General features: G+C 56.1%; 24 protein-coding genes. 20 read left to right on the forward strand and 4 right to left on the reverse strand.

The genetic code is table 11. The features are described 5' to 3' along the window. Positions 1-78 precede the first annotated feature (78 nt). Together L1D43_RS16600 and L1D43_RS16605 are read left to right on the forward strand one after the other, a co-directional pair. Positions 79-957, forward strand: coding sequence for a hypothetical protein (locus tag L1D43_RS16600; RefSeq protein WP_239853342.1), 879 nt, complete (start codon positions 79-81; stop codon positions 955-957). Between the two features lie 429 nt (positions 958-1,386). Next, the gene (locus L1D43_RS16605; RefSeq protein ID WP_239853344.1) at positions 1,387-1,998 is read left to right on the forward strand and encodes a paraquat-inducible protein A; all 612 of its coding nucleotides are present in this window, start codon (positions 1,387-1,389) and stop codon (positions 1,996-1,998) included. 206 nt (positions 1,999-2,204) lie between these two features. On the opposite strand, the gene L1D43_RS16610 is transcribed toward L1D43_RS16605, so the two are convergent. The 4 genes from L1D43_RS16610 to L1D43_RS16625 form a co-directional block, all read right to left on the reverse strand. Continuing rightward, on the reverse strand, positions 2,205-3,491 hold the full coding sequence (locus tag L1D43_RS16610) for an acetyl-CoA hydrolase/transferase C-terminal domain-containing protein (protein WP_041508947.1): 1,287 nt from the start codon (positions 3,489-3,491) through the stop codon (positions 2,205-2,207). A gap of 187 nt (positions 3,492-3,678) precedes the next feature. Continuing rightward, complete coding sequence (locus L1D43_RS16615) at positions 3,679-4,743, reverse strand: aminoglycoside phosphotransferase family protein (protein WP_239853345.1); 1,065 nt, start codon at positions 4,741-4,743, stop codon at positions 3,679-3,681. Beyond that, positions 4,736-5,680: an NTP transferase domain-containing protein gene (locus tag L1D43_RS16620; protein WP_239853347.1), complete on the reverse strand. Its 945-nt coding sequence runs from the start codon at positions 5,678-5,680 to the stop codon at positions 4,736-4,738. Before L1D43_RS16620 ends, L1D43_RS16615 begins: the two co-directional genes overlap by 8 nt. An 88-nt stretch (positions 5,681-5,768) precedes the next feature. Next, a complete protein-coding gene (locus tag L1D43_RS16625; RefSeq protein ID WP_239853348.1) occupies positions 5,769-6,953 on the reverse strand; it encodes a hypothetical protein in 1,185 nt (394 codons plus the stop codon). A 245-nt stretch (positions 6,954-7,198) separates the two neighbouring features. Here L1D43_RS16625 and gmk point away from each other — a divergent pair, with 245 nt between their 5' ends. The 18 genes from gmk (at position 7,199) to L1D43_RS16715 (ending at position 25,499) form a co-directional block, all read left to right on the forward strand. Next, the gene (gene gmk, locus L1D43_RS16630; protein ID WP_041508939.1) at positions 7,199-7,822 is read left to right on the forward strand and encodes a guanylate kinase; all 624 of its coding nucleotides are present in this window, start codon (positions 7,199-7,201) and stop codon (positions 7,820-7,822) included. A gap of 59 nt (positions 7,823-7,881) precedes the next feature. Beyond that, positions 7,882-8,163, forward strand: coding sequence for a DNA-directed RNA polymerase subunit omega (rpoZ, locus tag L1D43_RS16635; protein ID WP_011867293.1), 282 nt, complete (start codon positions 7,882-7,884; stop codon positions 8,161-8,163). Positions 8,164-8,176: 13 nt separating this feature from the next. Further along, positions 8,177-10,282 (forward strand): bifunctional GTP diphosphokinase/guanosine-3',5'-bis pyrophosphate 3'-pyrophosphohydrolase, encoded by a 2,106-nt coding sequence (spoT, locus tag L1D43_RS16640; RefSeq protein WP_239853350.1) that lies wholly within the window; start codon positions 8,177-8,179, stop codon positions 10,280-10,282. Between the two features lie 34 nt (positions 10,283-10,316). Further along, entirely contained in the window at positions 10,317-10,700 is a 384-nt protein-coding gene (locus tag L1D43_RS16645; protein WP_011867295.1) for a RidA family protein, read from the forward strand. Between the two features lie 68 nt (positions 10,701-10,768). After that, entirely contained in the window at positions 10,769-11,473 is a 705-nt protein-coding gene (gene trmH / locus L1D43_RS16650; RefSeq protein WP_239853352.1) for a tRNA (guanosine(18)-2'-O)-methyltransferase TrmH, read from the forward strand. Positions 11,474-11,765: 292 nt separating this feature from the next. After that, positions 11,766-13,421, forward strand: a complete 1,656-nt coding sequence (locus L1D43_RS16655) for an AMP-binding protein (protein ID WP_239853354.1) — start codon at positions 11,766-11,768, stop codon at positions 13,419-13,421. Positions 13,422-13,584: 163 nt separating this feature from the next. Beyond that, complete coding sequence (locus L1D43_RS16660) at positions 13,585-14,514, forward strand: calcium/sodium antiporter (RefSeq protein WP_239853356.1); 930 nt, start codon at positions 13,585-13,587, stop codon at positions 14,512-14,514. A 135-nt stretch (positions 14,515-14,649) separates the two neighbouring features. Then, positions 14,650-16,725: an ATP-dependent DNA helicase RecG gene (recG, locus tag L1D43_RS16665; RefSeq protein ID WP_239853358.1), complete on the forward strand. Its 2,076-nt coding sequence runs from the start codon at positions 14,650-14,652 to the stop codon at positions 16,723-16,725. Between the two features lie 126 nt (positions 16,726-16,851). Next, on the forward strand, positions 16,852-17,724 hold the full coding sequence (locus L1D43_RS16670; RefSeq protein WP_239853360.1) for a DUF3014 domain-containing protein: 873 nt from the start codon (positions 16,852-16,854) through the stop codon (positions 17,722-17,724). 186 nt (positions 17,725-17,910) lie between these two features. Continuing rightward, positions 17,911-18,645 carry a beta-ketoacyl synthase chain length factor gene (locus tag L1D43_RS16675; RefSeq protein ID WP_239853362.1) on the forward strand — a complete coding sequence of 245 codons (735 nt, stop codon included), beginning with the start codon at positions 17,911-17,913 and terminating at the stop codon, positions 18,643-18,645. Next, on the forward strand, positions 18,638-19,459 hold the full coding sequence (locus L1D43_RS16680; protein WP_239853364.1) for a lysophospholipid acyltransferase family protein: 822 nt from the start codon (positions 18,638-18,640) through the stop codon (positions 19,457-19,459). The genes L1D43_RS16675 and L1D43_RS16680 overlap by 8 nt, the downstream gene beginning before the upstream one ends. Continuing rightward, the gene (locus L1D43_RS16685; RefSeq protein WP_239853366.1) at positions 19,437-19,691 is read left to right on the forward strand and encodes a phosphopantetheine-binding protein; all 255 of its coding nucleotides are present in this window, start codon (positions 19,437-19,439) and stop codon (positions 19,689-19,691) included. Before L1D43_RS16680 ends, L1D43_RS16685 begins: the two co-directional genes overlap by 23 nt. An 8-nt stretch (positions 19,692-19,699) precedes the next feature. Next, a complete protein-coding gene (locus L1D43_RS16690) occupies positions 19,700-19,948 on the forward strand; it encodes an acyl carrier protein (RefSeq protein ID WP_011867307.1) in 249 nt (82 codons plus the stop codon). Next, positions 19,948-20,496 carry a hypothetical protein gene (locus L1D43_RS16695; RefSeq protein ID WP_239853368.1) on the forward strand — a complete coding sequence of 183 codons (549 nt, stop codon included), beginning with the start codon at positions 19,948-19,950 and terminating at the stop codon, positions 20,494-20,496. Before L1D43_RS16690 ends, L1D43_RS16695 begins: the two co-directional genes overlap by 1 nt. After that, on the forward strand, positions 20,493-21,854 hold the full coding sequence (locus tag L1D43_RS16700; protein WP_239853369.1) for an AMP-binding protein: 1,362 nt from the start codon (positions 20,493-20,495) through the stop codon (positions 21,852-21,854). The genes L1D43_RS16695 and L1D43_RS16700 overlap by 4 nt, the downstream gene beginning before the upstream one ends. Then, positions 21,847-22,218, forward strand: a complete 372-nt coding sequence (locus L1D43_RS16705; RefSeq protein WP_239853371.1) for a thioester dehydrase — start codon at positions 21,847-21,849, stop codon at positions 22,216-22,218. The genes L1D43_RS16700 and L1D43_RS16705 overlap by 8 nt, the downstream gene beginning before the upstream one ends. Further along, positions 22,218-23,936: a glycosyltransferase family 2 protein gene (locus L1D43_RS16710; RefSeq protein ID WP_239853373.1), complete on the forward strand. Its 1,719-nt coding sequence runs from the start codon at positions 22,218-22,220 to the stop codon at positions 23,934-23,936. The genes L1D43_RS16705 and L1D43_RS16710 overlap by 1 nt, the downstream gene beginning before the upstream one ends. Next, the gene (locus L1D43_RS16715; protein WP_239853374.1) at positions 23,937-25,499 is read left to right on the forward strand and encodes an aromatic amino acid ammonia-lyase; all 1,563 of its coding nucleotides are present in this window, start codon (positions 23,937-23,939) and stop codon (positions 25,497-25,499) included. Positions 25,500-25,502 lie beyond the last annotated feature (3 nt).

Genomic DNA, 25,502 nt, shown 5'->3' on the forward strand with positions numbered 1-25,502 from the left:
AAGCACTATAAAGCAACTATAAAAACACGATAAAAACTACGCAGTAATCTTAAGTTAAACAGCCATAGGGTTATAGAAATGACGAGTGACATCAGAAATTTAAAACTAATAACGCAAGCTAGTGATCGACTATGCAATTATATTTATGGCTACTTAAATAACCAAAACAATCAGGTGCTATTACACACAAACGCCAGGTCGGTAAGTGAACGTAGAAAAGAAATAATACAATCATTAGAGGATTGGAATGCTCCAATTAATCAAAAGGAGGTTTACATAGACAACATACTGACTTCGGCTGATCAAAGGCTATTGAATGATGATGATTTAAAATGGATAGACCCAAAAAACGAAAGACTCTGCTACTTTGTGTGGTGTGTTTTACGCATGTCGAATCCTTATGAAGAAAGTACATTACCAGGTCAACCAACCTATATATATGAAGCTCTAAACCTTAATAGCAAGCCAACTAATACTGCAGAAAGGTATCAAGCTATCATTAATTTCTTTGACTGCTGGGATGTGGAAATTCACCGAAAATCCAACCTTAACAATATGCTAAAAGACAAATGGGCAGAAATTCTCAGTAAATCCGATAAGTTTACTTGGTTAAATGACGATAATTGTGAGTGGGCTATGGACTACCTTCGCAAAGCCAATAGACTTCATCAGTTTGTTTCCCCCATAAATTCCACTGAGACTTGTGGGGCAGTAATTGCTTCCGTCGACTCTTGGAACGCGCCTATAGACACAAACTTATTATTTCTAATGAAGTTAAAAAAAGCTTGGAGTCAAAAGAAACATAGGGATAGTCTCAATGGAAGAAAGCACTACAACATAGCCATGAGTACGGAAATAAAAAGCCAATTAGATTCATTAGCCAAGCACCACAATAAGAAAATAAACGAAACCATAGAGTGGCTTATATCTAAAGAGTTCAAAACTATAGAAAATTAAACACATTGCAAACTTGAAATACTAAATCGGTGGGCAAAATGGTGAGTGTCAATCGAAAACCCAACAAAACCAAATCTCAAAACACTGATTTTATTCGATTAAATTATTTTTAAACTATATTCAGATCCAGAACGTGGAATAAGCGCTTCATCCTTACTAAAAGCCTCATTATTGAGGCTTTTTTTATTTCTAAATGAATAGCCTAAATACTCATACTTCCCCATATCGCATATAAAATAAGCTGAGTTTCCCGGCACACTCGGACAAAGAGTATTGTTCACTCCAATGACCGGGCTTCAAAGCCGAGACAAGGCATGGTAAAAAAGTGCTCTCAAGTGAGCGGCGACATTCAGCCTGTATTCACTTCAATCAATGTATAACCAAATCCCAACGCTGCAACCTAGGCGACACAGGAAAGATGGAGACCCCATGTCACAACGGAGTAAATGGCCTCAATTACTGGTAATTCTTATCGCCCTGGCCCTGCTTATCCCAGGACTCAGCCTGCCTATGCTGAGCCTGGACGGCCAGGCCGAAAAATCCCAGTTTGCCCAGACCAGCATAGAGCTGATGACGGAAGACAGCGAAGTGCGCGGCCTGCTGGGATCCGTATCGGCCTTCCTCGGCTTTAACGAACTTGAGGGCCAGGTGGAAATCTATCGCAAGCACCGCAGTATCCTGGGAACGGTAGAAGACCTGATGCAAAGCGGTAACCTGCTGGTCGGCATCTTGATCGCCACCTTCTCGGTGATAGTGCCGACCCTAAAGCTGCTGGCGCAGGCCGTGCTGGTTTTCGCACGCGGCAACACGGCGGCCACGCTGATACGGCTTATCGACGCCATCGGCAAATGGAGCATGGCCGATGTGTTTGTGGTCGCCATCATAGTCAGTTACTTAGCCGGTAATGCCAAAGGGCAGATGGGTGAACTGATAGTGATGCACGCCCAATTGGAGATCGGTTTCTGGTTTTTCACCGGTTACAGCCTGTTCGCCATCGCCTCCAATATACTGATGACGAGGCCTAAACAGACTGCCCCCTAACGCTGCACTTCTCAGCTTCCGCTTCCCTCCCGATACAGACTCCGATTGCTTGAGACAGGTGTTGCAATAGGTGTTGCAATAGGTGTTGTGATAGGTGTTGTGATAGGTGTTGAGACAGAAGTTAAGTTGAGATAGCAATCGAGATAAAAAAAGCCCCATCTGCGGTATCGAGCAAGACGGGGCTTTTTTATCGTTAGCCGAGCAGACTAGACCCTTAACCCCCACATATCGAAGGTCTCCTGACAAAGCTGCTCCCTGAAGTCGGGATGAGCGATATCAATAAGCGCCCGGGCGCGCTCTCTAAGCGACTTGCCGCGCAAGTTAGCCGCACCATATTCAGTGACTATGTAGTGCACATGGGCACGGGTGGTGACCACACCAGCACCGGGAGAGAGTACCGAGGCGATTCTCGACACCTTGCCGCCCGCCGCCGTGCTGGGCAGGGCGATCACCGAGCGGCCACCTTCGGAAAGCCCGGCGCCGCGGATAAAGTCCATCTGGCCGCCGACTCCGGAATAGATGCGGGTACCGAGCGAGTCGGCGCAGATCTGCCCCGAGATATCCACCTGCAGGGCCGAGTTAATCGCCATCACATTAGGATTCTTACGAATGATCGAGGTGTCATTGACCTGCTCGATATCCATAAAGACCACAGAGGGATTGTCGTCGACATAGTCATACAATCGCTGGCTGCCAAGGGCGAACCCGGTCACCAACTTACCCGGATGCACCTTCTTGCGGCTGTTGTTAATCACCCCCTGTTCAACCAGATTCAGTACGCCATCGGAAAACAGCTCGGTATGCACCCCAAGGTCTTTATGGTCCGTGAGGCAAGAGAGCACGGCATCGGGTATGGCACCAATCCCCATCTGCAAGCAATCGCCATCTCGTACCAGCTCGGCAACATGTCTGCCGATGGCCAGGCTGGTCTCGTCGCTGGCCGCCAGCGGATGTTGCGGCAACGGCGTACTCTGCTCGAACACGGCAGCAAACTTATCGTAATGAATGAAACCATCGCCGTGGGTACGCGGCATTTGTGGGTTGATATGGGCGATGATCTTACCCGCCACCTGACAGGCCGCTAGCGTGGCCTCTACCGAGATCCCCAGGGAGCAGATGCCGTGCTTATCCGGCGGCGACACCTGAACAATGGCGGTATCTATGGGCTGCTCGCCCGAGCGGAACAGCTTAGGCACCTCGGACAAGAAGATAGGCACATAATCGGCATCCCCCTGTTGCAACAGCAGGCGAGTCGGCAGGCCACCGAAGAAACAGCGATGGCGCAGATGGCCTTTGAGGCGCGGATCGCTAAGGGACTCGGCACACTCGGTATGCAGCTGTAGTAGCGTTAGATCTTGGCGGGTCAGCGCATGCTCAGCCAAGGCATCGAGCAACAACTTCGGGGTCGCGCCCATGGAGTGGGTCCAGAGGGTTTCACCGCTCTCGATCAGGGAAACGGCTTCTCTCGCAGTATTACAGATAATGGGTGGCATCTATCTCACCTATAGTCGGAAAACTGAGTGCAGTGTACGAACTAACTTAACGCTTTGATAGCAAACTTATCAATGAGTTCACCTTAAGTTGATCTTGAGCAAGAGAGTATCGACTCGGCGCGAAATATTGGCGCGAAATAAATGCATCGGCGGCACAAAAAAGGGGCTCATGGCCCCTTCTCTTGAGTTATTTAAGGTAAGCCTTGAGGCTATCCTCTTGGGTCAACAGACTCTTATAGAGGGTAAACTGGTTAGCCGCTCGCTCGAGATTATGATTTTCATGGTGAATATGAAAATACACATCGCCATTGAGGTGATCGGTTAGGAAACGCACCCCGATCATCAGGCAGATCACCCTGGCGCCTAGCCACAGGCTCTGGCGCTCGATATCACTCATCACCTCGCCCAGCTCGCTGAGATACCCCTGGCAGATGGCGGCAAAGATGGTCTCGCGTACCTCGACCTTAGCCAGGTTGGTCGAGTCTTCGGCCTCTGGCGAGGTAAAGGTGCGCACCATGTCACCGAAGTCGTACATCAGGTGTCCCTGCATGCAGGTGTCGAGGTCGATTATCGCCATGCTACTCATGTCGCGCTTATCAAACAGCATGTTATTGATCTTAGTGTCGTTGTGACAGACACGTAGCGGCAGCTTGGTCTCTATTTCGCTAAGTTCACTCAGCAGATCATCCTGGGACAAAGCAAAGTCCACCCAAGCCTGACAGGCTTTAAGACGCCCCAGGCTGTCTTTGGTAACGGCCTGTTGCAGCTGGGCGATACGTCCGGGCAGATGATGAAAATTCGGGATCACATCTTCAAGTTGGCTGGCATCGAGATCGCTTAAAGCGCGAGAGAAATGGCCAAAGGCCTTGGCCGCCGACTCGGCCTGGACCGCATCTTCCACCACCTCAATGCTGTGGCTATAAGACAGATAGGTGATGGCGCGCCAGAAACCCTGCTCGCCCAAATCCAGCGCCAGCTCACCCTGTGAGTCTGTCACCGGCTGCACCACACTCAGGCGATACTCACCGGCCTCGTGTTTCGATTGCAGGTGCTGCGCCACCTTCTGAGCATTGCGCACCAGGGCGTGAGGCTCAGTAAAGACTTCCGTGTTGAGGCGCTGCAGCACAAATTCACCCTCTGGCCAGCGCACGAGAAAAGTATCATTGATATGACCGTTCCCAAGGGGACTCACTTTGGCCGAAGCGGTTACGCCAAAGCGCGGCAGCACCTGCTGCCTTATAAAATCAATCACCCAGTAACTCCATTAATTTTTGTTTTACCCAGTCAATATCTTGCGGATAGGTCACACCTAACCAGGTATCCAAGGTTTGACTCACGAATACCTGTTTAGCATTCGCCTCGGCGCTCAAGGCGGCTTGTACCACGGCGGGAAGGTAACATTCGCTGTTCGGCGCCAGCCCAGGCTGAGCGACAAAATCCGCCAATGCCTCCCCCAGGAGATCGAAAATATCCGGGGTAAATCCCCAACAGGTCATCGAGGCCATCGCCTCGGGCGACAGTTGGCCCTGCCTTCCCAGATGCGAGCCCACCAGATTATCACCTTGCCAGGCAATATTCAGCCATTCTTCGACAGAAATCAGCAGATTATCCTGAGTCACGCAGATGCCGCGATTCACGCCGCCATGATCTGACAATGTCTCTTTGAGGGGATAGGCCACCATCTGCCATTTATCAGGCCGCTGCTGAAAACCTTGGGTCAGCAGTGCAAAGGCCTGATCGCCATAGTAATCGTCGGCATTGATCACCGCCATGGGGCCAGCAACTAGCTTGCGGGCACTCCACAGCGCATGGGCCGTGCCCCAAGGTTTGCGACGGGCGTTTGTCAGCTCGGCAAGCTTATCGCCCTGTACTGTCTCGCGGCAGGATTCAGGCAGGTCTGTCATCTGCTGCACACAGAACTGCAGGGCAAAACCACCAGGTAGATCGGCAAGGCGCGCCTCAAGGCTCGGAATAAGTTCGGAGCGGGTCACTATCACCGCCGCCGAGAAACCCGCCTTGATGGCGCTGGCGATGGAGAGCTGTAACATGGTCTCGCCCTTTGGTCCTAACTCGGCGAGCTGCTTATCGCCGCCGAAACGGCTCCCCAGACCGGCCGCCATGATCACTAGAGTCAGGGATGGATTATCATCATCCCCATAGGACACTGCATCAGTTAACTTCATCGACATCTAACCACACGAACCAATGGCTCGTCTTAAAAAAGAAGACAGGGGTGGCCGTGTAACCGCCCATGTCATAAGTCATAGAATAAGAAAATTAGAGATAAGGCCTGAAGGCCGGCTCTTTGGCCAGCGCCGCCTGACTCCCCTTAAGGCTAAACTCGTAGCCACATAGAGTCAGGCTGCCGCGCATGGCGATATCATTGATGATGGCGGGCGTATCCAAAGGAGAGAAACGCGCCTGGGTCGAGGTGTCGGCCAGCAGACTCACCGTCATCGGCCGATAGCTCACGCCATTATTAAAGGTCAGGTTCTTACAACTGCTGTCACCCTCGGCGCTGGCGAGTGACCATAGCGTCCCTGGTTCTCCCCGCTCACCTAGCCAGCTGAGCATCAATACCTTGCCCTCGAGTTGTACCTTAAAGCCATCCGGCATGGCCACCTGCTTGATCGCTGCGGCAGGCGCCAGGGCAATCGGTGCCTCGGGTTCAGCCTCACTCGCCACCTGCTCTGTGGCCTCATCGCCACCAAGCCAAAACAGGCTGCCGAGCAAGAGCGACAGACAGCCAAACCCTAACAGGGCGCCACGAGGATGACGCTTGATGGCGGTAAAGCTCAAGTCAAACAGCTTAGTCAGCTGCGCCCCGAGTGAGTGCATCCCCTGAGACAGCTTGTCTTGAGCCTGATAACCTGCCTGGGCTTCATTAAGATAATGCTTCGGCTGTCGCGCCGATGCCGTGGTGGATGCCTGCTCGAACGCTGGCTCATCCCCTCGCGCCATTTCTTGGCTCTGCTCGGCAGCATGGGCATCTGCGCCATAGACATCTGCAGCATGGGCAAAGCTCGGTGAACCTCCGGCCAGGGTCGGCTCAACCCGAGTGCGGCGAGGCGCACTCGCCATCAGCGGGCCGCTATAGCCCAGACTATCGAAGGGGGCGGATGCCTTAGGCTGCGGGCGAGAGACGATATAACCCGTCGCCAACAGACTCAGCATGACGGCGACCCAACTGGGCCAGGCCTGCTCGGCAAAGACCAGACTCGCGGCCAGCAGCAGGGGGCCGGGGATCACAGCCAATGCCAGCAAGCGCTGGGAAGGTATCAGACGCCTGGCCGCACTCAGTACCGTGGCGGCAATCAGCGGAAAAGCCAACAACAGCAGTATGCCATGGCCGGCAAACAGCAGGGAGAAGAGGGAGATGAGGCAGAGTGAGGCGCCACTGATGACAAGAAAACGCAGGCTGGTATCTGTGCCCTGGCGACAGAAAAAGGTATTTAACAACATAAAAAATCTCACTTCACGGCTATCTCAGCAGAGAGTCTACTGGATCTCGCCCTGGATAACGCTTAATTTTGGTTAATTTTCTTATCTCGCCTAAGCCAGCTGTGATGATTCGCCCCCCATGCACCTACGCGGCTAACGCCCATGCGGCCACGCGGCTAGGGGCCAAGATTAACTAGCCTAAATTTACCTCAAGCCTGTATAATGTCTGGCTACCTAAAACCATACAGCCTTTGGATAGCAAATACATGACCGCTCGCGGAAACCTCTTTATCATTTCAGCGCCCAGTGGCGCCGGCAAGTCTTCACTTCTTAGCGCCATTTTGCAGGATAAACCCGCCGATATGAAGGTCTCTGTGTCACACACGACACGCCAACCCAGAGTCGGCGAAGTCGACGGCGAGCACTACCATTTCGTCTCGGTCGACGAGTTCAAGGCATTGATCGAAGAGAATGCCTTCTTCGAATGGGCCGAGGTATTCGGTAACTATTATGGCACCTCTAAGGCGGCTATCGAGGTGATGCTGGAAAAGGGCATAGATGTCTTTCTCGACATCGACTGGCAGGGGGCACAGCAAGTTAAAGAGATGATGCCCGAAGCGATTGGCGTATTCATCCTGCCGCCTTCGAAGGCCGAGCTTGAGCGTCGTCTTACGGGACGCGGCCAGGACAGCGCCGAGGTCATTGCCGGACGTATGGCCCAGGCGACGTCGGAGATCTCCCACTACGACGAATACGACTTCATCATAGTGAACGATGATTTCGAACAGGCACAGGTGGATTTAAAGGCAATTATTCGCAGCCAACGCCTCACTCGTGCTAGTCAAATTCATGCTCAAAATGATATGCTTAATGATCTGTTGGCAGACTAACTGTCATCGTGTACAATTTTGCGTCATTTTTTCACCCATAAACACTGGAGTTTCAATACATGGCTCGCGTAACTGTAGAAGACGCCGTAAACCAAATCGGCAACCGTTTTGATATGATCCTGGTTGCAGCGCGTCGTGCTCGCCAAATCGCTGTGCAGGGCAAAGACCCTATGGTTGAAGAAGAGAACGACAAGCCAACGGTTATCGCCCTACGCGAAATCGAACTTGGCCTGGTTACCGCCGACACACTGGACGCCGATGAGCGTCAGACCGTCCGCGAACGTGAAGCAGCCGAGATTGCTGCCGTTGCCGCCATCGCCGAAGGCCGCAACACTATCTAAGGAGTGAAGCCACTTGTATCTGTTTGAAGGTCTCAAGGAGTCTGCGTCAAGTTACTTAGAAGCTACGCAGGTAGAATTACTCAAGCAGGCCTATCAGGTAGCGCGCGATGCTCATGAAGGGCAGATGCGCACGAGTGGCGAACCCTATATTACCCATCCGGTTGCGGTTGCCCGCATCCTGGCCGATATGCGTCTCGACCACGAGACGCTCATGGCCGCCCTGCTGCACGACACCATCGAAGATACCCCTGTCACCAAAGAAGAGCTCTCCGAGCTATTTGGTGAGTCTGTGGGCGAGCTGGTAGAGGGCGTCTCCAAGCTGGACAAGCTTAAGTTCAGAGACAAGAAAGAAGCCCAGGCGGAAAACTTCCGCAAGATGATGATGGCCATGACCCAGGATATCCGGGTGATCCTCATCAAGCTGGCCGACCGCACCCATAACATGCGCACCCTAGGCGCCCTGCGTCCCGACAAGCGTCGTCGCATCGCCCGGGAAACCCTGGAAATTTACGCCCCCATCGCCAACCGTCTGGGCATTCACAATATCAAGACTGAGCTGGAAGATCTGGGCTTTCAGGCCTATTACCCCATGCGCTACCGGGTGCTCAAAGAGGTGGTCAAGTCTGCCCGTGGCAACCGTAAAGAGCTGATCCAGAATATCGAAGGCGCCATCAAGACACGTCTCGAGGACACAGGTCTTCAGGGCACGGTCAAGGGCCGCGAGAAAAACCTCTACTCCATCTACAACAAGATGCGCAACAAGGAACTCCAGTTCCAAGAGGTAATGGATATCTACGCGTTTCGGGTGATCGTCGATTCCATCGACACCTGTTATCGCGTCATGGGCGCCATGCACGGCCTGTATAAGCCGCGCCCCGGCCGCTTCAAAGATTATATCGCTATCCCCAAGGCAAACGGCTATCAGTCGCTGCATACCTCACTATTTGGGCCTCACGGCGTGCCGGTAGAGATCCAGATACGTACCGAGGATATGGATCAGATGGCCGACAAGGGGGTCGCGGCGCACTGGCTCTACAAGGGGGCCGGTTCGGCCCAGCAAGGCACCACGACTCAGGTTCGTGCCCGTAAATGGATGCAAAGCCTGCTTGAGCTACAACAGAGCGCCAGCACCTCATTCGAATTCGTCGAGAACTTTAAGACAGAGCTGTTCCCGGAAGAGATCTATGTCTTCACCCCTGAGGGACGTATTCTCGAGCTGCCTGTGGGCGCCACCGCGGTGGACTTCGCCTACGAGGTTCATACCGACGTGGGCAACACCTGTGTGGGTGCAAGAGTCAACCGTCAGGCCTATCCGCTGAGCCAGCCGCTCATCTCAGGCCAGACCATAGAGATCATCACCGCTAAGGGCGCGCGGCCCAATGCCGCCTGGCTCAACTTTGTGGTGACGGGTAAGGCACGCGCCAAGATCCGCCAGCTGCTCAAGAGCCTCAAAGAAGATGATGCCGTACTGCTAGGCAAGCGTCTGCTCAATCACGCCCTGGGCGACATCAAGCTCAAGGATATCCCTCAGGAGCAGATCGATAAGGTGGTGAGCGAGACCAAACACGCCACCCTAGATTCCCTGCTGGCCGACATTGGCCTTGGCAACGCCATGAGCATAGTGATCGCCCAGCGTCTCAAGGGCGATCGCGTCGAGCAGCACGAACATAAAGAATCCAACATGATGCCGATCCGCGGCGCCGAAGGCATGCTGGTCTCCTTCGCCAACTGTTGTCGCCCCATCCCGGGTGATGCGGTGATCGCCCATGTGAGCCCGGGTAAGGGCCTGGTGGTGCACATGGAGAGCTGCGCCAACATCCGCGGTTATCAGGGCGAACCAGACAAGTATATTCCTGTGCACTGGGACAACGCCGAGGGCGTCGAGTTCCAGGCTAACCTGCGCATCGAGATCGTCAACCATCAGGGCGCACTGGCCAAGATCACCTCTATCGTGGCCGCCGAGGGCTCGAATATCCATAACCTGAGCACAGAAGAGCGTGACGGCCGGGTATTCTTGATTAACTTACGGATCTCGGTCACCGACCGAGTCCACTTAGCCAACGTGATGCGCCGTATCAGGGTACTGCCGGAAGTGCTGCGCACCTCGCGTAATCGTTAGTTCCACCACTATTAACCTAAGTAGAGAGAGCGTTATGGCAGAGAAGATTATCATTGCAACCGACAAGGCCCCGCAGGCGATCGGCACCTATTCTCAAGCTGTTAAAGTGGGCAGCACAGTCTATCTGTCTGGCCAAATCCCGCTGAATCCTGAGACCATGCAGATGGTCAGCGACGAGTTTGAAGCCCAGGTGGTGCAGGTGTTCGACAACCTGACAGCCGTATGTGAAGCCGCCGGTGGTAGCCTGAAGGATATCGTTAAGCTGAACATCTTCATGACAGATCTGGCTAACTTCGCCACGGTCAATGAGATCATGGGTCGCTACTTCGAGCAGCCATACCCTGCCCGCGCCGCCATCGGCGTTAAGCAGCTGCCGAAAGACTCTCTGGTTGAGATGGATGGCGTGATGGAGCTGTAAGCTCTAAGTTGACACCAAAGGGCGCTGCGGCGCCCTTTGTTCTTGATAAACATTACAAACGAAACATCATGAGTCCAGAACGCTTCAAACGCATCAACCAGATGCTAGACAACCGCCAGACCGATCTCACCCTGTGTTTGGACAAGGTACACAAGACCAACAATATCGCCGCGGTGATCCGCACCGCCGACGCCGTCGGCATACATCAAATCCACGCCGTCTGGCCCGATATCGAGATGCGCGTTTCAGGCAATACCGCATCGGGTAGCCAGCAGTGGGTCAAGACCATCAAGCACTACCACATGGATGAAGCCGCGGCCCAGTTCAAGGCGGCGGGCATGCAGATTTTGGCCACCAACTTCTCAGAAAATGCGGTCGATTTTCGCGACATCGACTACACCAAGCCGACTGTGGTGATCATGGGTAACGAACGCGACGGCGTCAGCGAGGAAGGCCTGGCCATCGCCGATAAACAGATCATCATCCCCATGATAGGCATGGTGCAGTCCCTCAATGTGTCTGTGGCCTCTGCCCTGGTGATGTATGAAGCACAGCGTCAACGCGCCGAGGCCGGCATGTATGGCCAGCGCACCCTAGACGACGCCTACTGCCAAACCATGCTGTTCGAGCAGGGCCACCCAGTGTACGCCAAGGCCTGTCGGCGCAAGAAGATCCCCTATCCCGCCATCGACGACCAGGGGCAGATCGTCGCCGACGAGACCTGGTGGCAGCGAATGCGCGCCCCGGATCCCGACGCCGAATCAGAAACATAAGCTCGCTACGCGAGATAAGCCAAAAATCGGCCTCCTGCGACACAGTTCCTGCACTCACCTAACAGACCACGCCTCCTAAGACTATGACAATTGGCCTTTTATTCCGGTAAAACAATTGTCATAGATCACATTCTTCGCCATACTCAAAGACGCGCATAAAAAGTGGCCAGGCGCTCTCATCACAGACAACAGGCCCACTCAATAATGGGGGTTGTTGAGTCTCGCACCGGCACAGGTCGGGCGAACCAAGTTGCGTCTCCTTTAACACTAAGAATAACTATGGAATGGCAAGATGGACTCACTATTCAAATCACCGGTCGACATGTTGCAACACTGGGTCGAGCGATATGGCGATAACACCTACCTGAAACAGCCCATAAACGGCCAGTATGTCAATTTTAGCTGGCGTGAAGTGCAGCAGAAGATGCTACAGATCGCCGGCGCACTGCGCCATCTCGGCCTGGAGCCGGGCGACAAGGTCGCGGTTTTATCAAAGAACTGCGCCGAATGGTTTATTACCGATCTTGCCCTGATGCACGGCGGCTATATCAGCGTGCCCATCTACCCAACGGCCAATGCCGACACCATACGCTACGTGCTGGAACACAGCGAATCCAAGGCGATCTTCATCGGCAAGCTGGACTACTGGGCCGATCAGGAAGCCGGGGTTGGCGGCGACATACTGCGCCTCGCCATGCCTTACGACACCATGCCGGCACAATACCAATGGGACACCCTGCTGAAACTGGGTCACCCATTGACCGACGCCGAGGCACCTACGCCCGAGCAGATCATGACCATCATCTACACCTCGGGATCGACCGGCAAGCCTAAGGGGGCAATTCAGACCTTCGCCAGCTATGAGTGGACCTGCCGCGCCGTGGTGCGTGACCTCAAGACAGATGTGGAAGACAGGCTGCTCTCCTATCTGCCATTGGCTCACATCACCGAGCGTGTCGCCATCGAGGGCTCCTCTTATTACTCCGGCAGCAGCGTCGCCTTCGTCGAGAGCCTCGACAGCTTCGTCGCCGACGTGCAGCGAGCCAGACCGACCGTCTTCTTCTCTGTGCCCCGCCTGTGGAGCCTGTTCCAGAAGAATATTATCGACAAGATTGGCTACACTAAGCTCAACTTCCTTCTCAAGGTGCCCATTCTCAACAGCATAGTGAAGAAGAAAATTCATGAAGGACTGGGTCTGCAACACTGTCATCTGCTCGGTTCTGGCTCGGCGCCTATTCCGCCTTCGCTGATTACCTGGTATCACAAGATTGGCCTGAATATCTGTGAGGCCTGGGGCATGACGGAAAACAGCGCCTACTCCATCATCAATCACCCCTTCGATGCCAGCAAGATAGGCACAGTCGGGCGCGCCGTTGAGGGCTGTAGCGTCAAGCAGGGCGACAATGGCGAGTTGATGGTCAAGAGCCCAGGGCTAATGAGCGGCTACTACAAGCAGCCGGAAGTCACTCAGGCCAGCTTCGACGAAGATGGCTATTTTCATACCGGCGATCTCTGCTCAATCGACGCCGATGGCTGCGTCACCATCACGGGCCGGGTCAAAGACAACTTCAAGACCGCCAAGGGCAAGTATGTCGCCCCCGTGCCAATCGAGCGCAAGCTGGCCCAGGATCCTCATGTGGAGCTGATCTGCATCATAGGCTCTGGCCTGCCTCACCCTGTTGCCCTGGTGCAGCTCTCCGAGGGCGCCGCCCTGCAACCCAAGGAGGAGGTTCGCGCCTCACTCAAGGCGACCCTGGACAGCATCAACCCTAACCTGGAGTCCCACGAGACGGTCGACGCCATCATAGTGGTGAGCGAACCCTGGGATGTGGATAACGACGTGTTGACGCCGACCCTGAAGATTAAGCGCCACGTGCTGGAGCAGAGATTCAGCGCCAAGGTCGATGGTCAGCGCGGCGGCGTGGTTCGCTGGGAAGATGAGCTCTAGGCTCTGTCGATATCTCGCTAACAGAAAACACGCCATCTGGCGTGTTTTTTATTTTCTCGCCCACAGCGGAGTGAATAAAGTTTAATCGGCAAATCCAAAATAGGAGTTGCCTAAAACTGTGCAAGCTCTATGCTTGGCGCCCCACTACTATTGAGAGTCAATCATGTTCACCCCGCTAGCCCTTATCGCTGGTCTGCTCATTCTTATTCTTGGTGCCGAATCCCTGGTGCGTGGCGCCAGCGCCCTCGCCCTCAGGCTCGGTGTCACCCCGCTGATCATCGGCCTCACCATAGTCGCCTTCGGCACCAGCGCCCCCGAGCTGGCGGTCAGCCTCAAGTCGGCCCTGGCCGGCAACTCAGGCATCGCCCTTGGCAATGTGGTCGGCTCCAACATCGCCAACATAGGCCTAATCCTCGGCCTGACGGCCCTGGTGCGTCCCATCGGCGTGCAATCTATGATGGTCAAGCGCGACATCCCTTTGATGCTGTTCGCCAGCCTGCTCTTCTGGGGGCTGATCAGCGACGGCAGCCTCAGCCAGCTGGACGGTGCCCTGCTCTGCTCCATGCTGATCGCCTATCTGGGGATGAACTACCTGTTCGATAAGCAGCAGGCCGATACCGAGTCGATGGAGCTCAAGCCCCTCGCGCCTCTGCTGGCCGTGGTGCTACTGCTGCTGGGGATCGCCATGTTGGTCGGCGGCGGCATACTCTTTGTCGACGGCGCCGTGGCGCTTGCCAGACAGCTGGGCATGAGCGAGCTACTCATCGGCCTGACCATCATCGCCATAGGCACCAGCATGCCAGAGCTTATCACCTCTCTGGTGGCGGCCAGACGCGGCGAGAGCGATATTGCAATCGGCAACCTGGTGGGCTCTAACCTGTTTAATATCCTGGGGATATTGGGGATCACCGCCCTTATCTACCCCATCAACGCCAGCGTGCCCAAGCTGGACATGCTGGTGATGGTTTCGCTGGCACTGCTGCTTCTGCCTCTGGCCTGGAGCGGCCTGCGCGTGGGACGGCGCGAGGGCGCCTTGCTGCTGCTCTGCTACCTCGTCTACCTGGGTTACCTGATCCTCACCTCGGGTGACTAGCCGAATAACGCCCAGCTACCGCAAAACATGCGACAAGATTGCGTTCATGCCGAACTCTGATAGTATATGTATATATTTACAGTAATAGACTCAGGTTCTGGTTAAATAGAACGCTAAATCAAATGGGTACAAAGCGTGGATAGACTCGATCTCATGGCGGTGACAGAGTTAAAGGGCGTTGCCGCCAAGATGGCGCAGCGGCTGGAAAAGCTCGGCATCAACACAGTCCAAGATCTGCTGTTTCACCTGCCGCTGCGCTACGAAGATCGTACCCAGATCTATCCTATCGCCTCCCTCTATCCAGGTAGCTACGGCACCATAGAGGGCGTCATACAGTCGACCCAGATCGTTCAGGGACGCAAGCGCATGCTCACCTGTACTGTGCGCGACGACTCGGGCACCATAACCCTGCGCTTCTTCAACTTCTCCGCCGCCATGCGTAACGGCCTCGAAGAGGGCGAGCGCATTCGGGCCTATGGCGAGGTGCGCCGGGGCAAGCTTCACCGGGAGATCATCCACCCGGAATACAAGATGCTCCACGGCGAGAGCGACTTCAGCCTCAGCGATACCCTGACACCTATCTACCCGACCACGGAGGGGCTCAAGCAGGCCAGCTGGATCCGTTTGACAGATCAGGCCCTCGCCCTGCTGGCCCATGGTGCCCTGACCGAACTGCTACCACCTCAGCTGAGGCCCAATCAGCTCTCATTGGTCGACGCGCTGCAGCTGCTGCACAGGCCCCCGAGCGAGGTCAGCCCCTTTGCCCTAGAGCAGGGCACACATCCGGCACAGCAAAGGCTGATCCAGGAGGAGCTGCTGGCCCACAACCTGAGCATGTTACAGCTCAGGGCCCGCAGCAATCATGATAAGGCCATCGCGATGCAGCCCACTGGGCAATTGCTCAACCCCTTCCTCACCTTCTTACCCTTCAAGCCCACGGGCGCCCAGCAGCGGGTGGTTGCCGATATCACCCAAGATCTCGGCAAGTCACACCCCATGATGCGGCTGGTGCAGGGAGATGTGGGCTCGGGCAAGACACTGGTGGCGGCGCTGGCGGCGCTGCAGGCGATAGAGAGCGGCTATCAGGTGGCCATGATGGCGCCCACCGAATTGCTCGCCGAGCAGCACGCCAACAACTTTAGCGCCTGGTTTGAGCCTCTGGGCCTCACCGTTGGCTGGCTGGCGGGTAAGCTCAAGGGCAAGGCCCGCACTCAGTCGCTGGCACAGATCAAGAGCGGCGAGGCCCATATCGTCATCGGCACCCACGCCATCTTTCAGGAGCAGGTCGAATTCAATCGCCTGGCGTTGATCATCATCGATGAGCAGCACAGGTTCGGGGTGCATCAACGCCTGGGGCTGCGAGAGAAAGGGATCAGCCAGAGCTTCCACCCACATCAGCTGATCATGACGGCAACCCCTATCCCCCGCACCCTGGCGATGACCGCCTATGCGGATCTCGATACCTCCATCATCGACGAGCTGCCGCCGGGGCGCACGCCGGTGACCACGGTCGCCATCTCAGACAATCGCCGCGGTGAGGTGATCGATCGCGTGCGCCGGGCCGCGCTGCAAGATGGGCGTCAGGCCTACTGGGTCTGTACCCTGATCGAAGAATCCGAGGTGCTGGAATGTCAGGCCGCCGAAGACACGGCCGAAGAGCTTAAACAGCTACTGCCCGAGCTCTCCATCGGCCTGGTGCATGGCCGCATGAAACCCACTGAGAAACAGGCGATCATGGACGCCTTTAAGGCCGGCAGCATACAGCTACTGGTGGCCACCACAGTGATCGAGGTAGGGGTCGATGTGCCCAATGCCAGCCTGATGATCATCGAAAACCCCGAGCGCCTGGGTCTGGCCCAACTACATCAGTTGCGGGGGCGTGTCGGCCGTGGCGCCGTGGCCAGCCACTGTGTGCTGCTCTACAAGGCGCCGCTTTCCCATACCGCCACCCAGCGCCTGGGGGTGCTTAGAGACAGCAACGACGGCTTCGTGATCGCCCAGAAAGATCTCGAGATCCGCGGACCGGGTGAGGTCTTAGGCACCAAGCAGACAGGTATCGCCGACATGAAGATAGCGGACTTAGTGCGGGATCAGGCCCTCATTCCTCACATACAGAAACTGGCGCAGCATGTGATGCAAGAGGTGCCGGAAAACGTTGACGCCATAGTGCTGCGTTGGTTAGGGGAGCGCCAGCAATACGTGCAGGCCTAACTCGGCTAACAATTAAATATTTTTTATTTCACTGGCCGCCCCTAGACAAGCCCGGTGAATTTTGCAGAATGGAAAGAGGCCTCTGTGGTCACAGGGCTTACTCCAGCCACAATTCAAGGAAATCTCATGCAAGTCAGTCAAGAAGATAGAATTGCCCCACAGGAATCGCGCAGCGGGATCAATGCGCTCAGCATTGCCGTGGTCGTCATATTGCTGCTGCTCGCCGGTGGCGCCTACTACTTCCTCGGTGGCGACGAGCCCGCACCCGAGCCAGAGATGCCCGCCCCTGTGACCCTGCCGGAACCCGAGCCAGAGCAGCCCTTACCGACGGATGCGGCGCTGCCAGAACCCGAAAACCTGGCGCCCGAGCCTGAAGCTCAGGTTGAAGAGGCACCAATCGAGACGGTGGAGGCCCTGCCTACACTGGCCGAGAGCGATCAATTTGTCCACGACAAGACGGTCGACGTCGCCAACGGCATGAAGATAGATCCGCTGCTGGTCGAGAAAGATATCGTCAGGCACTTCGTGGTGTTCGTCGACAACCTGGCCCAGGGCGAGCTGGCCCGCAAGGTGAGCCCGCTCAAGGCGCCTAACAGCAAGTTTACCGTCTCCGAGGTGACAGATAAGACCTACCTCAATCCCGACAGCTACCATAGGTATGATCTCTATGCGAACTTTGTCGATAACCTGGACGAAGAACAGCTTTTCAGCACCTATAAAAAGGTGAAGCCTCTGCTAGGCGAGGCCTTCGCCGAGTTAGGTTATCCCGACATGAATTTCGATGACCGCATGATAGAGGCGATCGACGTCATGTTATCCGCCCCGATTATCGACGCACCGATTGAGCTGGACAGCGTCAGCGTAAACTATAAGTTTGTCGACCCTAAGCTCGAGAGCCTGCCCAATGCCCAGAAGCTGATGATCCGCATGGGACCGGAAAACAGCAAGAAGGTCAAAGCCGCCCTGCGTAAGCTCAAGAAGCAGCTCAAACAGCCTTAAGCCCAAGATCGCCCGCCTCATGGCGGGCGACTTCCTCCTCTATCTTCTCAGTAATCACTAACAGAACAATCACATATTTATGTCACCCGTCAAAGGGTGTACAATAGCCGCCCCACAAATCTCTCTTGTGGCTCAGTTTCTGGTTAAGGAAAACATCAGCAAATCGCTGTATTTAGAGGCAAAGTAGTGCGGTTACACTTTCACATTCATTCTGCGGGCGCCTGGTCTCCCCTATACCAGCAGCTGCGGGATTGGCAGACATGGCCAACGCCGCCGACGGATACCGAGCAGCTCGCTCAGGCCGCCCCGGCACTCAAGCAAGTGCCCGCCATGCAAAGGCGACGCTTTAGTAAGCTCACTAAGATGCTGCTGGATGTCGCCTTTCAATGCGAAGTGCCGCCCCAAAGCCGTACCATCTTTGCCTCCCGCCATGGCGAACTTAACCGCACGGTCGATCTGCTGCAGGACATAGTGCGCCAGCAACCCATTTCGCCCATCGGCTTTAGCCAGTCAGTGCACAACACCGCCAGCGGCATCTTCAGCATACTGACTGACAACCGTGCACCCTCTACATCGATAGCGGCCGGTGAGTTCACGCTTTCTCAGGCGCTTATCGAGGCATATGGCCAGCTGGCAGAAGATAACGCGCCGCTGCTGTTGGTCTTCGGCGACGAGCCCGTCTCGGACATCTACAAAGAATTTACCAAGGAGCCAGAACTGCCAATCGCCCTGGCCCTGCAGCTGTCGCTCGCCAAGGAAGCGCCTGCTGGCACTCAACTACTCATAGAGACCAGCCCTTCGGCCAGCGAATTGGCCGAGGCACCAGCCATAGGCTTTGGCCAGCTTATTCACGCCATCGCCGCCAAGCAGCCGCTCGAAGGCCGTCTCAACCGCTATCTGCTGCGGATCTGTCATGACTAGCCAGGTGGTTGCCAAGCGCCTGACCGGCATCGCCTATATTCCTCGCTGGCTGGGTGGGGTGAGCTGTTATATCGCCTTCGGACTAGGCGGCCTGCTAAGCTCGCTGACCATATTGCCCCTGCTGAGGTTCTGGCCAGGCACCAGAGAGGTTCGTATCGCCCGGGTGCAGCGCGCGGTGCACCTGATGTTTCGCGGCTTCGTGCATATGCTCACCTGGGCCGGAGTGATTCGGGTCACCACCCAACATCTTGAAAGACTGGCAAGCGCCCAGGGCAAGGTGATTATCGCCAACCACCCGACGCTGGTCGACGTGGTGGTCTTGATCAGCCTGATGCCTAATGTCGGCTGTATCGTCAAACAAGGCTTGTGGCGCAACCCCTTTCTGCGCGGTGTGGTGTCGGCGGCCGGTTATATTCCCAATCGCGGCGCCGATCTCCTGCTCAAGGATTGCAGCGAGGTACTGGCGCAGGGCAGCAATATGATCATCTTCCCCGAGGGCACCCGTACCCTTAAGGGCCAGATAGTCAACGAATTTGCCCGGGGCGCGGCCAATATCGCCCTGCGCACCGATACCGATCTAATCCCCGTGGTATTAAGAACCAATGCGGTCGGCCTGACCAAGCAGGAACCCTGGTATGAGATACCTCGCCAAACCATAGGCATGAATGTCGAAGTAGGCGAAACTATCGAGCATATCAGGTATCATGCTCAAACGGGTGGAGACGCCAAGATGGCCCGTCAGTTGACGCGGGATCTCGAAGAATATTATAAACAACAACTTGATAAAAATTATGAGCTTACAAAACGAAATTAAACAACTCATCATAGATTGCCTGGATCTCGAAGACGTCAGTATCGAAGATATCGATACCGATGCGCCGCTATTTGGCGACGGTCTTGGGCTTGACTCTATCGATGCACTAGAGCTGGGACTGGCCATCAAGAAGCAGTTCGACGTCAAGATCGAAGCGAACTCTGAAGCCACCAAGGCCCACTTCTACAGCGTTGCCAGCCTGGCAAGCTTCATCGAATCTCAGCGCGGTTAGGAGGCAGCATGCAAAATCGTGAGCAAATTCTTCAGATGCTGACTCAGATCCTGGTGGATGAGTTTGAAATCGATGCCGACGACATCACCCCAGAGGCGTCACTGTATCAAGAGTTGGATCTCGACAGCATAGATGCGGTGGATCTGGTGATTAAGCTACAGCAACTCACGGGCAAGAAGATCCAGCCCGACGAGTTTAAAGCCGTACGTACCGTCGACGACGTCGTCACGGCCATCGAAGGCCTAGTGAAGCAGTAATGCGCCTGTTCCTGCAACTAGTCACCGGCCTGGTCGTGCTGGGGTATCCCCTAGCCGTCTACTTCGGCCTGAACTATTTGCCGCCGGGCGTAATAGCCCTCGCCCTGTGCAGCATACTGCTGCTGAGGCTGGCACTACAGAGGCAACAGATAAGGTCTATGATGCTGCCCATAGTCGTGGGCATCTTCCTGACTGCAGGCAGCTACTTGGCGAAACAGAACGCCTGGCTGCTCTACTATCCCGTGGTGATCAACCTGAGCATGTTGGCGCTGTTTGCCTACTCGCTCAAGCATGGTCCCACCATGATAGAACGTCTTGCCAGGTTAAAGGAGCCGGATCTGCCCGAAGAGGCGATCCCTTACCTGCGTAAGGTCACCCAGATCTGGTGTGGACTGTTTATCTTCAACGGTAGCATGGCACTCTACACCGCCAGCGCCACTAGCCTGGCGACCTGGACCCTCTATAATGGATTTATCGCCTATCTGCTGATCGGTGCGCTGCTCGGCGGAGAATGGTTATATCGCACCTTCTGGTTGAAAAAGTCATGACAGCCCTACTCAAACATTGGCTCAAGCATGGGCCGGCGAGCCAGCAGCTTATCAGCTTCAATCACCACGATATCCTGACGGGTGAGGCCTTTACCGCCCAGGTGGCCGCCATCTTCGAGGCCCTGAGCCAACATGAGGCGAAGCGCTGGTTATTGGCCTGCGACAGCAGCGACCTGTTTGCGGTGGGCCTTTGCGCCGGCCTGCTGGCGGGCAAGCAGCTTATCCTGCCCGCCAACACCCAGGGCGGCACCCTGAGCGAGCTCACCCATGAGTTCGATGCCGTACTGGCAGACCGTCCTCTGTGCGAGGCCAAAGACTATGTCGCCCTGCATAAGGATCTTAAACATCCTGGGCCCTGGCCGACCAGCCAGACCTTTGGCGAGCTCATTCTCTACACCTCTGGCTCCAGTGGTCAGCCCAAGGCGATCACTAAGACGCTGGATCAGCTCGATGCCGAGGTGACGGTGCTGGAACAGACCTTTGCCAATCACCTGCCCCAATGCAGCGTGATCGCCACCGTCTCCCATCAGCACATCTACGGCCTGCTGTTTAAGGTACTCTGGCCCCTAGCCGCCAGCCGCCCCTTCCTCAGCGATCTGGTGGAGTACCCCGAGACCCTGACCTATTACGCCAACCTGTTCCCTAACCTCTGCCTGATCAGCAGCCCGGCGCAGCTGTCGCGTCTGCCCGATGCCCTGGAGCATCAGCCGCAGCTGCGCGCGCCCAGCCTGATCTTCAGCTCTGGCGGCCCGCTGAGCCTTGAGGCCGCCAATGCCATCGCCCACTGCTATGGCAAGCCGCCCATCGAGGTCTTTGGCAGCACGGAAACCGGTGGCATCGCCTATCGTCGTCAGCAAGACAATCAGCAGAGCTGGCGCGCCTTTGCCACCCACGAGATCAAGCAAGATCCCCAGGATGGTGCGCTCTGGCTCAAATCCCCCTACCTGGAAAGCCAAGACTGGCTCAGGTGTGACGACAAGATACAGCTTATCGCCCCCGGCGAGTTTGTGTTGCAGGGACGACTGGACCGCATCGTCAAGATTGAGGAGAAGCGCCTTTCGCTGGTACAGATGGAGGCATTGCTGGAGAGCCACCCCTTGGTGGATCAGGCCGCGCTTGTGGTACTGGAGCAACCTAGGGTAAGCCTGGGCGCCGCCATCAGCCTATCTTTCGAGGGCAAAACATTGTTGGCCCAGGAAGGCAAGTTAGCGGTCAACAACGCCCTCAAACAGCATCTGTTGAGTCAGTTCGAGCGAGTCACCCTGCCCAGACGCTGGCGTTATCCTGCCGAGCTGCCACTCAACACCCAGGGCAAGCGTATCCACAAGGATCTGTTGGAGTTGTTTACACATGATTAAGTCAAACCTCCCCCCCATCTTGGCCAAGCGCAGCCTGGAAGATGGTGTCGAATGGCAACTGCGCATCGACGCCGACCTGCCCTATTTCGAGGGCCACTTTCCCGAGCAGGCGGTGCTCCCTGGTGTGACTCAACTAGATTGGGCGGTACAGCTAGGCGCTGTCGAGTTCGGCTACGCGCCCCAGGTGCAGAGCCTTGAGGTGCTTAAATTTCAACAGCTGATCCTGCCGGGTAGCGAGGTGCAGCTTAAGGTTAGCCTCAATCGCGCCAAGCACAAGCTCACCTTCGCCTACTATCAGGACGATCAGCGCTTCGGATCGGGCCGTATCTGCCTGACGCCGAACGATACTGAGGAGAGAGGCTGATGCAACTGGCGTTGGTCATCCCCAACTACAACCATCGCCAGGCGATCAAGGCCACCCTGGCACGCCTGGAACCCTTGGGACTGACCTGTTATCTAGTCAACGACGGCAGCGACGACGAGACCCGTCACCTGCTGTGCCAGCTGGCGGCGCAGCACGACTGGGTGCGACTGCTGCATCATCCCTTCAACCGGGGCAAGGGCGCGGCGGTGATGACGGGGCTCAGGGCCGCCTATGCCGATGGTTTTAGCCATGCGCTGCAGGTGGACGCCGACGGTCAGCACGATCTTGACGATATTCCTAAGATGATAGAGACGGCTAAGGCTCAGCCCCAGGCGCTGATCTCAGGCCTGCCGCAATACGATGAGTCAGTACCCAAGGGACGCCTCTATGGCCGTTACCTCACCCACTTTTGGGTCTGGGTCGAGACCCTGAGCCTGGATATTCGAGACTCCATGTGCGGTTTTCGCGTCTACCCTCTGGCCGCCACCGAGCAGCTGTTTCTCAACGAGGCACTGGGCGAGCGCATGGACTTCGATATCGAGGTGTTGGTCAAGCTCTACTGGCAGGGCGTCGAGGTGAAGCACCTGCCGACAAGGGTGATCTACCCGGAAGATGGCACCAGCCACTTCCAGGGCTTCAAAGACAATGTGCGCATCTCCGCCATGCACAGCAAGCTCTTCTTCGGCATGTTAAGACGTGTTCCTCAGCTGCTGCGTCATAAACGTAGCCGCCCCAAGGAGGTGAAACACTGGTCTCGCATGGGCGAGCGCGGCAGTTACTGGGGCATTAAGTTGTTGGCCACCAGTTATAAATTAGGTGGCCACTGGCTATGCCGCGCCATCATGTATCCGGTGATCTGCTATTTCTTCGCAACAGGCAGCACGGCGCGGCGCGCCAGCCAGACATTCCTGCGTCAGGTGCAGCGACTCGAGCCCAAGCATCCCGATCTCCAGGGCGAGATAAACTGGCGTCATAGCCTCAAGCACTTTATCGCCTTCGGTAATGCGGCGCTGGATCGTATCGACGCCTGGTGCGATCGCATCAAACTCAGCCAGGTCGACTTCCCCGACCGCGAGGTACTGGCCAAGCCGCTGGCACAGGGCCAGGGCGCCGTACTGCTGGTCTCTCACCTGGGCAACCTTGAGCTATGCCGCGCCATCTCGATTCACCAACGCAAGGTGAAGGTCAATGTGATGGTGCTGACCCAGAACGCAGAGAACTTCAATCGGGTGCTCAAACAGCTCAACCCCAATAGCGCGCTGAACCTGATTCAGGTGACCGAACTGGGCCCCAGCACCTCTATGTTGCTGCAGCAGAAGATAGAGCAGGGGGAACTCGTGGTGATCGCCGGCGATCGCACCTCCACCAGCAGCGAGGGGCGGGTACTGTACGCCCCCTTCATGGGTAAGGAAGCGCCTTTCCCACAAGGCCCCTTCATCCTCGCCAGCCTGCTGGATTGCCCGGTTTATTTGATGTTCTGCCTCAGAGAAAACGGCCGCTACCGCGTCCACGTAGAACACTTTGCCGATACTCTCAAGGGGCCGCGTGCCGGCCGCATGGAGAGGCTGCAGGAGGCGGTAAATCGTTACGCCGAGCGTCTTGAACACTACGCCCGCCGTGCACCGCTGCAATGGTTTAACTTTTTCGATTTTTGGCGCAAGGACGATGAACTCCTGCGCGAGGCCAAGCCTCACACGCCCAATAGGACAGAGAAATAGATGACACAGACGACTCAATCCCCCGCCTCCGCCACCCTGGTCGAATTTGGCCAGCGTAATCTCAATCTCGAGGAGGTCGTTGCCATCGCCAAGGGCGCCAAAGCCCAGCTCAAGGAGAGCGCCGACTATCAGGAATATATCCAGAAAGGTGCCCGCTTTATCGACAGCCTGCTGGCCGAAGAGGGCGTGGTTTATGGCGTCACCACGGGCTACGGCGACTCCTGTACCGTCACCGTGGGACTGGATCTGGTGCACGAACTGCCGCTGCATCTGTCACGCTTCCACGGCTGTGGCATGGGTAACATTCTCTCCGTCATGCAGGCTAGGGCCGTGATGGCGTGCCGTCTAAGCTCGCTGGCCGTGGGTAAATCTGGGGTCAGCTATGAGCTGCTCAAGCGTATCGAGACCCTGCTTAACCTAGGCATCACCCCGGTGATCCCGGAAGAAGGCTCAGTGGGCGCCAGCGGCGATCTCACCCCCCTCTCCTATCTGGCCGCCGTGCTAGTGGGCGAGCGCGAGGTGATCTACCAAGGCAAGCGTCGCGCTACCGCAGAGGTATACAGTGAGCTAAACATCACGCCGCTGACCCTTCGCCCCAAGGAGGGGCTAGCTCTGATGAACGGCACCGCGGTGATGACGGCGCTGGCCTGTCTTGCCTACGACAGGGCCCAATACCTGAACCGTCTGGCCAGCCGAATCACCGCCATGGCGTCCCTGACTCTCAAGGGTAACTCTAACCATTTCGACAATATCCTGTTTGCGGCCAAGCCACATCCTGGCCAAAATCAGGTAGCGGCCTGGATACGGGAAGACCTCAACCACCACGAGCACCCGCGCAACTCAGACCGCCTGCAGGACAGATACTCGATCCGCTGCGCGCCGCACATCATAGGCGTGCTGCAAGATGCGCTGCCCTTCATGCGCCAATTTATCGAGACCGAACTCAATAGCGCCAATGACAACCCTATCGTCGACGGCGAGGGTGAACACGTGCTCCACGGCGGCCACTTCTACGGTGGTCACATCGGCTTCGTGATGGACTCGATGAAGAACGCCATCGCCAATATTGCCGATCTGATTGACCGCCAGATGGCATTGGTAATGGACCCTAAATTTAACAACGGCCTGCCCGCCAACCTCTCGGGTGCTCAGGGCAGCCGCAAGGCGATCAATCACGGCTTCAAGGCGGTGCAGATAGGCGTATCGGCCTGGACCGCCGAGGCACTGAAGAACACCATGCCTGCCAGCGTCTTCTCGCGCTCCACCGAATGTCACAACCAGGACAAGGTGAGCATGGGCACTATCGCCGCCCGCGACTGTATGCGCGTGTTGCAGCTCACCGAACAGGTGGCCGCGGCTGCGCTGCTGGCCATGACCCAGGGCATTCACTTGCGTATCGCCCAGGGCGAGCTGTGTCATGCCTCGCTGACCACCTCTGTCGCCAAGACACTCGATCAGATCAGCGCCGACTTTGAACTGCTCACCGAAGACAGACCCCTAGAGACCGTGCTTAGGCAGACGGTCGACAAGATCCAGCAGGGACTGTGGGAAGTGTGTCACTAGGAG

The sequence above is a fragment of the Shewanella sp. Isolate8 genome, from assembly GCF_022398495.1.
In the GTDB taxonomy this organism is placed as follows: Bacteria; Pseudomonadota; Gammaproteobacteria; order Enterobacterales; family Shewanellaceae; genus Shewanella; species Shewanella aquimarina.

Coding starts and splice junctions, on each gene's coding strand:
- L1D43_RS16600 (WP_239853342.1), top strand. CDS start 79: ATGACGAGTGACATCAGAAATTTAAAACTAATAACGCAAGCTAGTGAT.
- L1D43_RS16605 (WP_239853344.1), top strand. CDS start 1,387: ATGTCACAACGGAGTAAATGGCCTCAATTACTGGTAATTCTTATCGCC.
- L1D43_RS16610 (WP_041508947.1), bottom strand. CDS start 3,491: ATGCCACCCATTATCTGTAATACTGCGAGAGAAGCCGTTTCCCTGATC.
- L1D43_RS16620 (WP_239853347.1), bottom strand. CDS start 5,680: ATGTCGATGAAGTTAACTGATGCAGTGTCCTATGGGGATGATGATAAT.
- L1D43_RS16625 (WP_239853348.1), bottom strand. CDS start 6,953: ATGTTGTTAAATACCTTTTTCTGTCGCCAGGGCACAGATACCAGCCTG.
- gmk (WP_041508939.1), top strand. CDS start 7,199: ATGACCGCTCGCGGAAACCTCTTTATCATTTCAGCGCCCAGTGGCGCC.
- rpoZ (WP_011867293.1), top strand. CDS start 7,882: ATGGCTCGCGTAACTGTAGAAGACGCCGTAAACCAAATCGGCAACCGT.
- L1D43_RS16645 (WP_011867295.1), top strand. CDS start 10,317: ATGGCAGAGAAGATTATCATTGCAACCGACAAGGCCCCGCAGGCGATC.
- trmH (WP_239853352.1), top strand. CDS start 10,769: ATGAGTCCAGAACGCTTCAAACGCATCAACCAGATGCTAGACAACCGC.
- L1D43_RS16655 (WP_239853354.1), top strand. CDS start 11,766: ATGGACTCACTATTCAAATCACCGGTCGACATGTTGCAACACTGGGTC.
- L1D43_RS16660 (WP_239853356.1), top strand. CDS start 13,585: ATGTTCACCCCGCTAGCCCTTATCGCTGGTCTGCTCATTCTTATTCTT.
- L1D43_RS16670 (WP_239853360.1), top strand. CDS start 16,852: ATGCAAGTCAGTCAAGAAGATAGAATTGCCCCACAGGAATCGCGCAGC.
- L1D43_RS16680 (WP_239853364.1), top strand. CDS start 18,638: ATGACTAGCCAGGTGGTTGCCAAGCGCCTGACCGGCATCGCCTATATT.
- L1D43_RS16685 (WP_239853366.1), top strand. CDS start 19,437: ATGAGCTTACAAAACGAAATTAAACAACTCATCATAGATTGCCTGGAT.
- L1D43_RS16690 (WP_011867307.1), top strand. CDS start 19,700: ATGCAAAATCGTGAGCAAATTCTTCAGATGCTGACTCAGATCCTGGTG.
- L1D43_RS16695 (WP_239853368.1), top strand. CDS start 19,948: ATGCGCCTGTTCCTGCAACTAGTCACCGGCCTGGTCGTGCTGGGGTAT.
- L1D43_RS16700 (WP_239853369.1), top strand. CDS start 20,493: ATGACAGCCCTACTCAAACATTGGCTCAAGCATGGGCCGGCGAGCCAG.
- L1D43_RS16705 (WP_239853371.1), top strand. CDS start 21,847: ATGATTAAGTCAAACCTCCCCCCCATCTTGGCCAAGCGCAGCCTGGAA.
- L1D43_RS16710 (WP_239853373.1), top strand. CDS start 22,218: ATGCAACTGGCGTTGGTCATCCCCAACTACAACCATCGCCAGGCGATC.
- L1D43_RS16715 (WP_239853374.1), top strand. CDS start 23,937: ATGACACAGACGACTCAATCCCCCGCCTCCGCCACCCTGGTCGAATTT.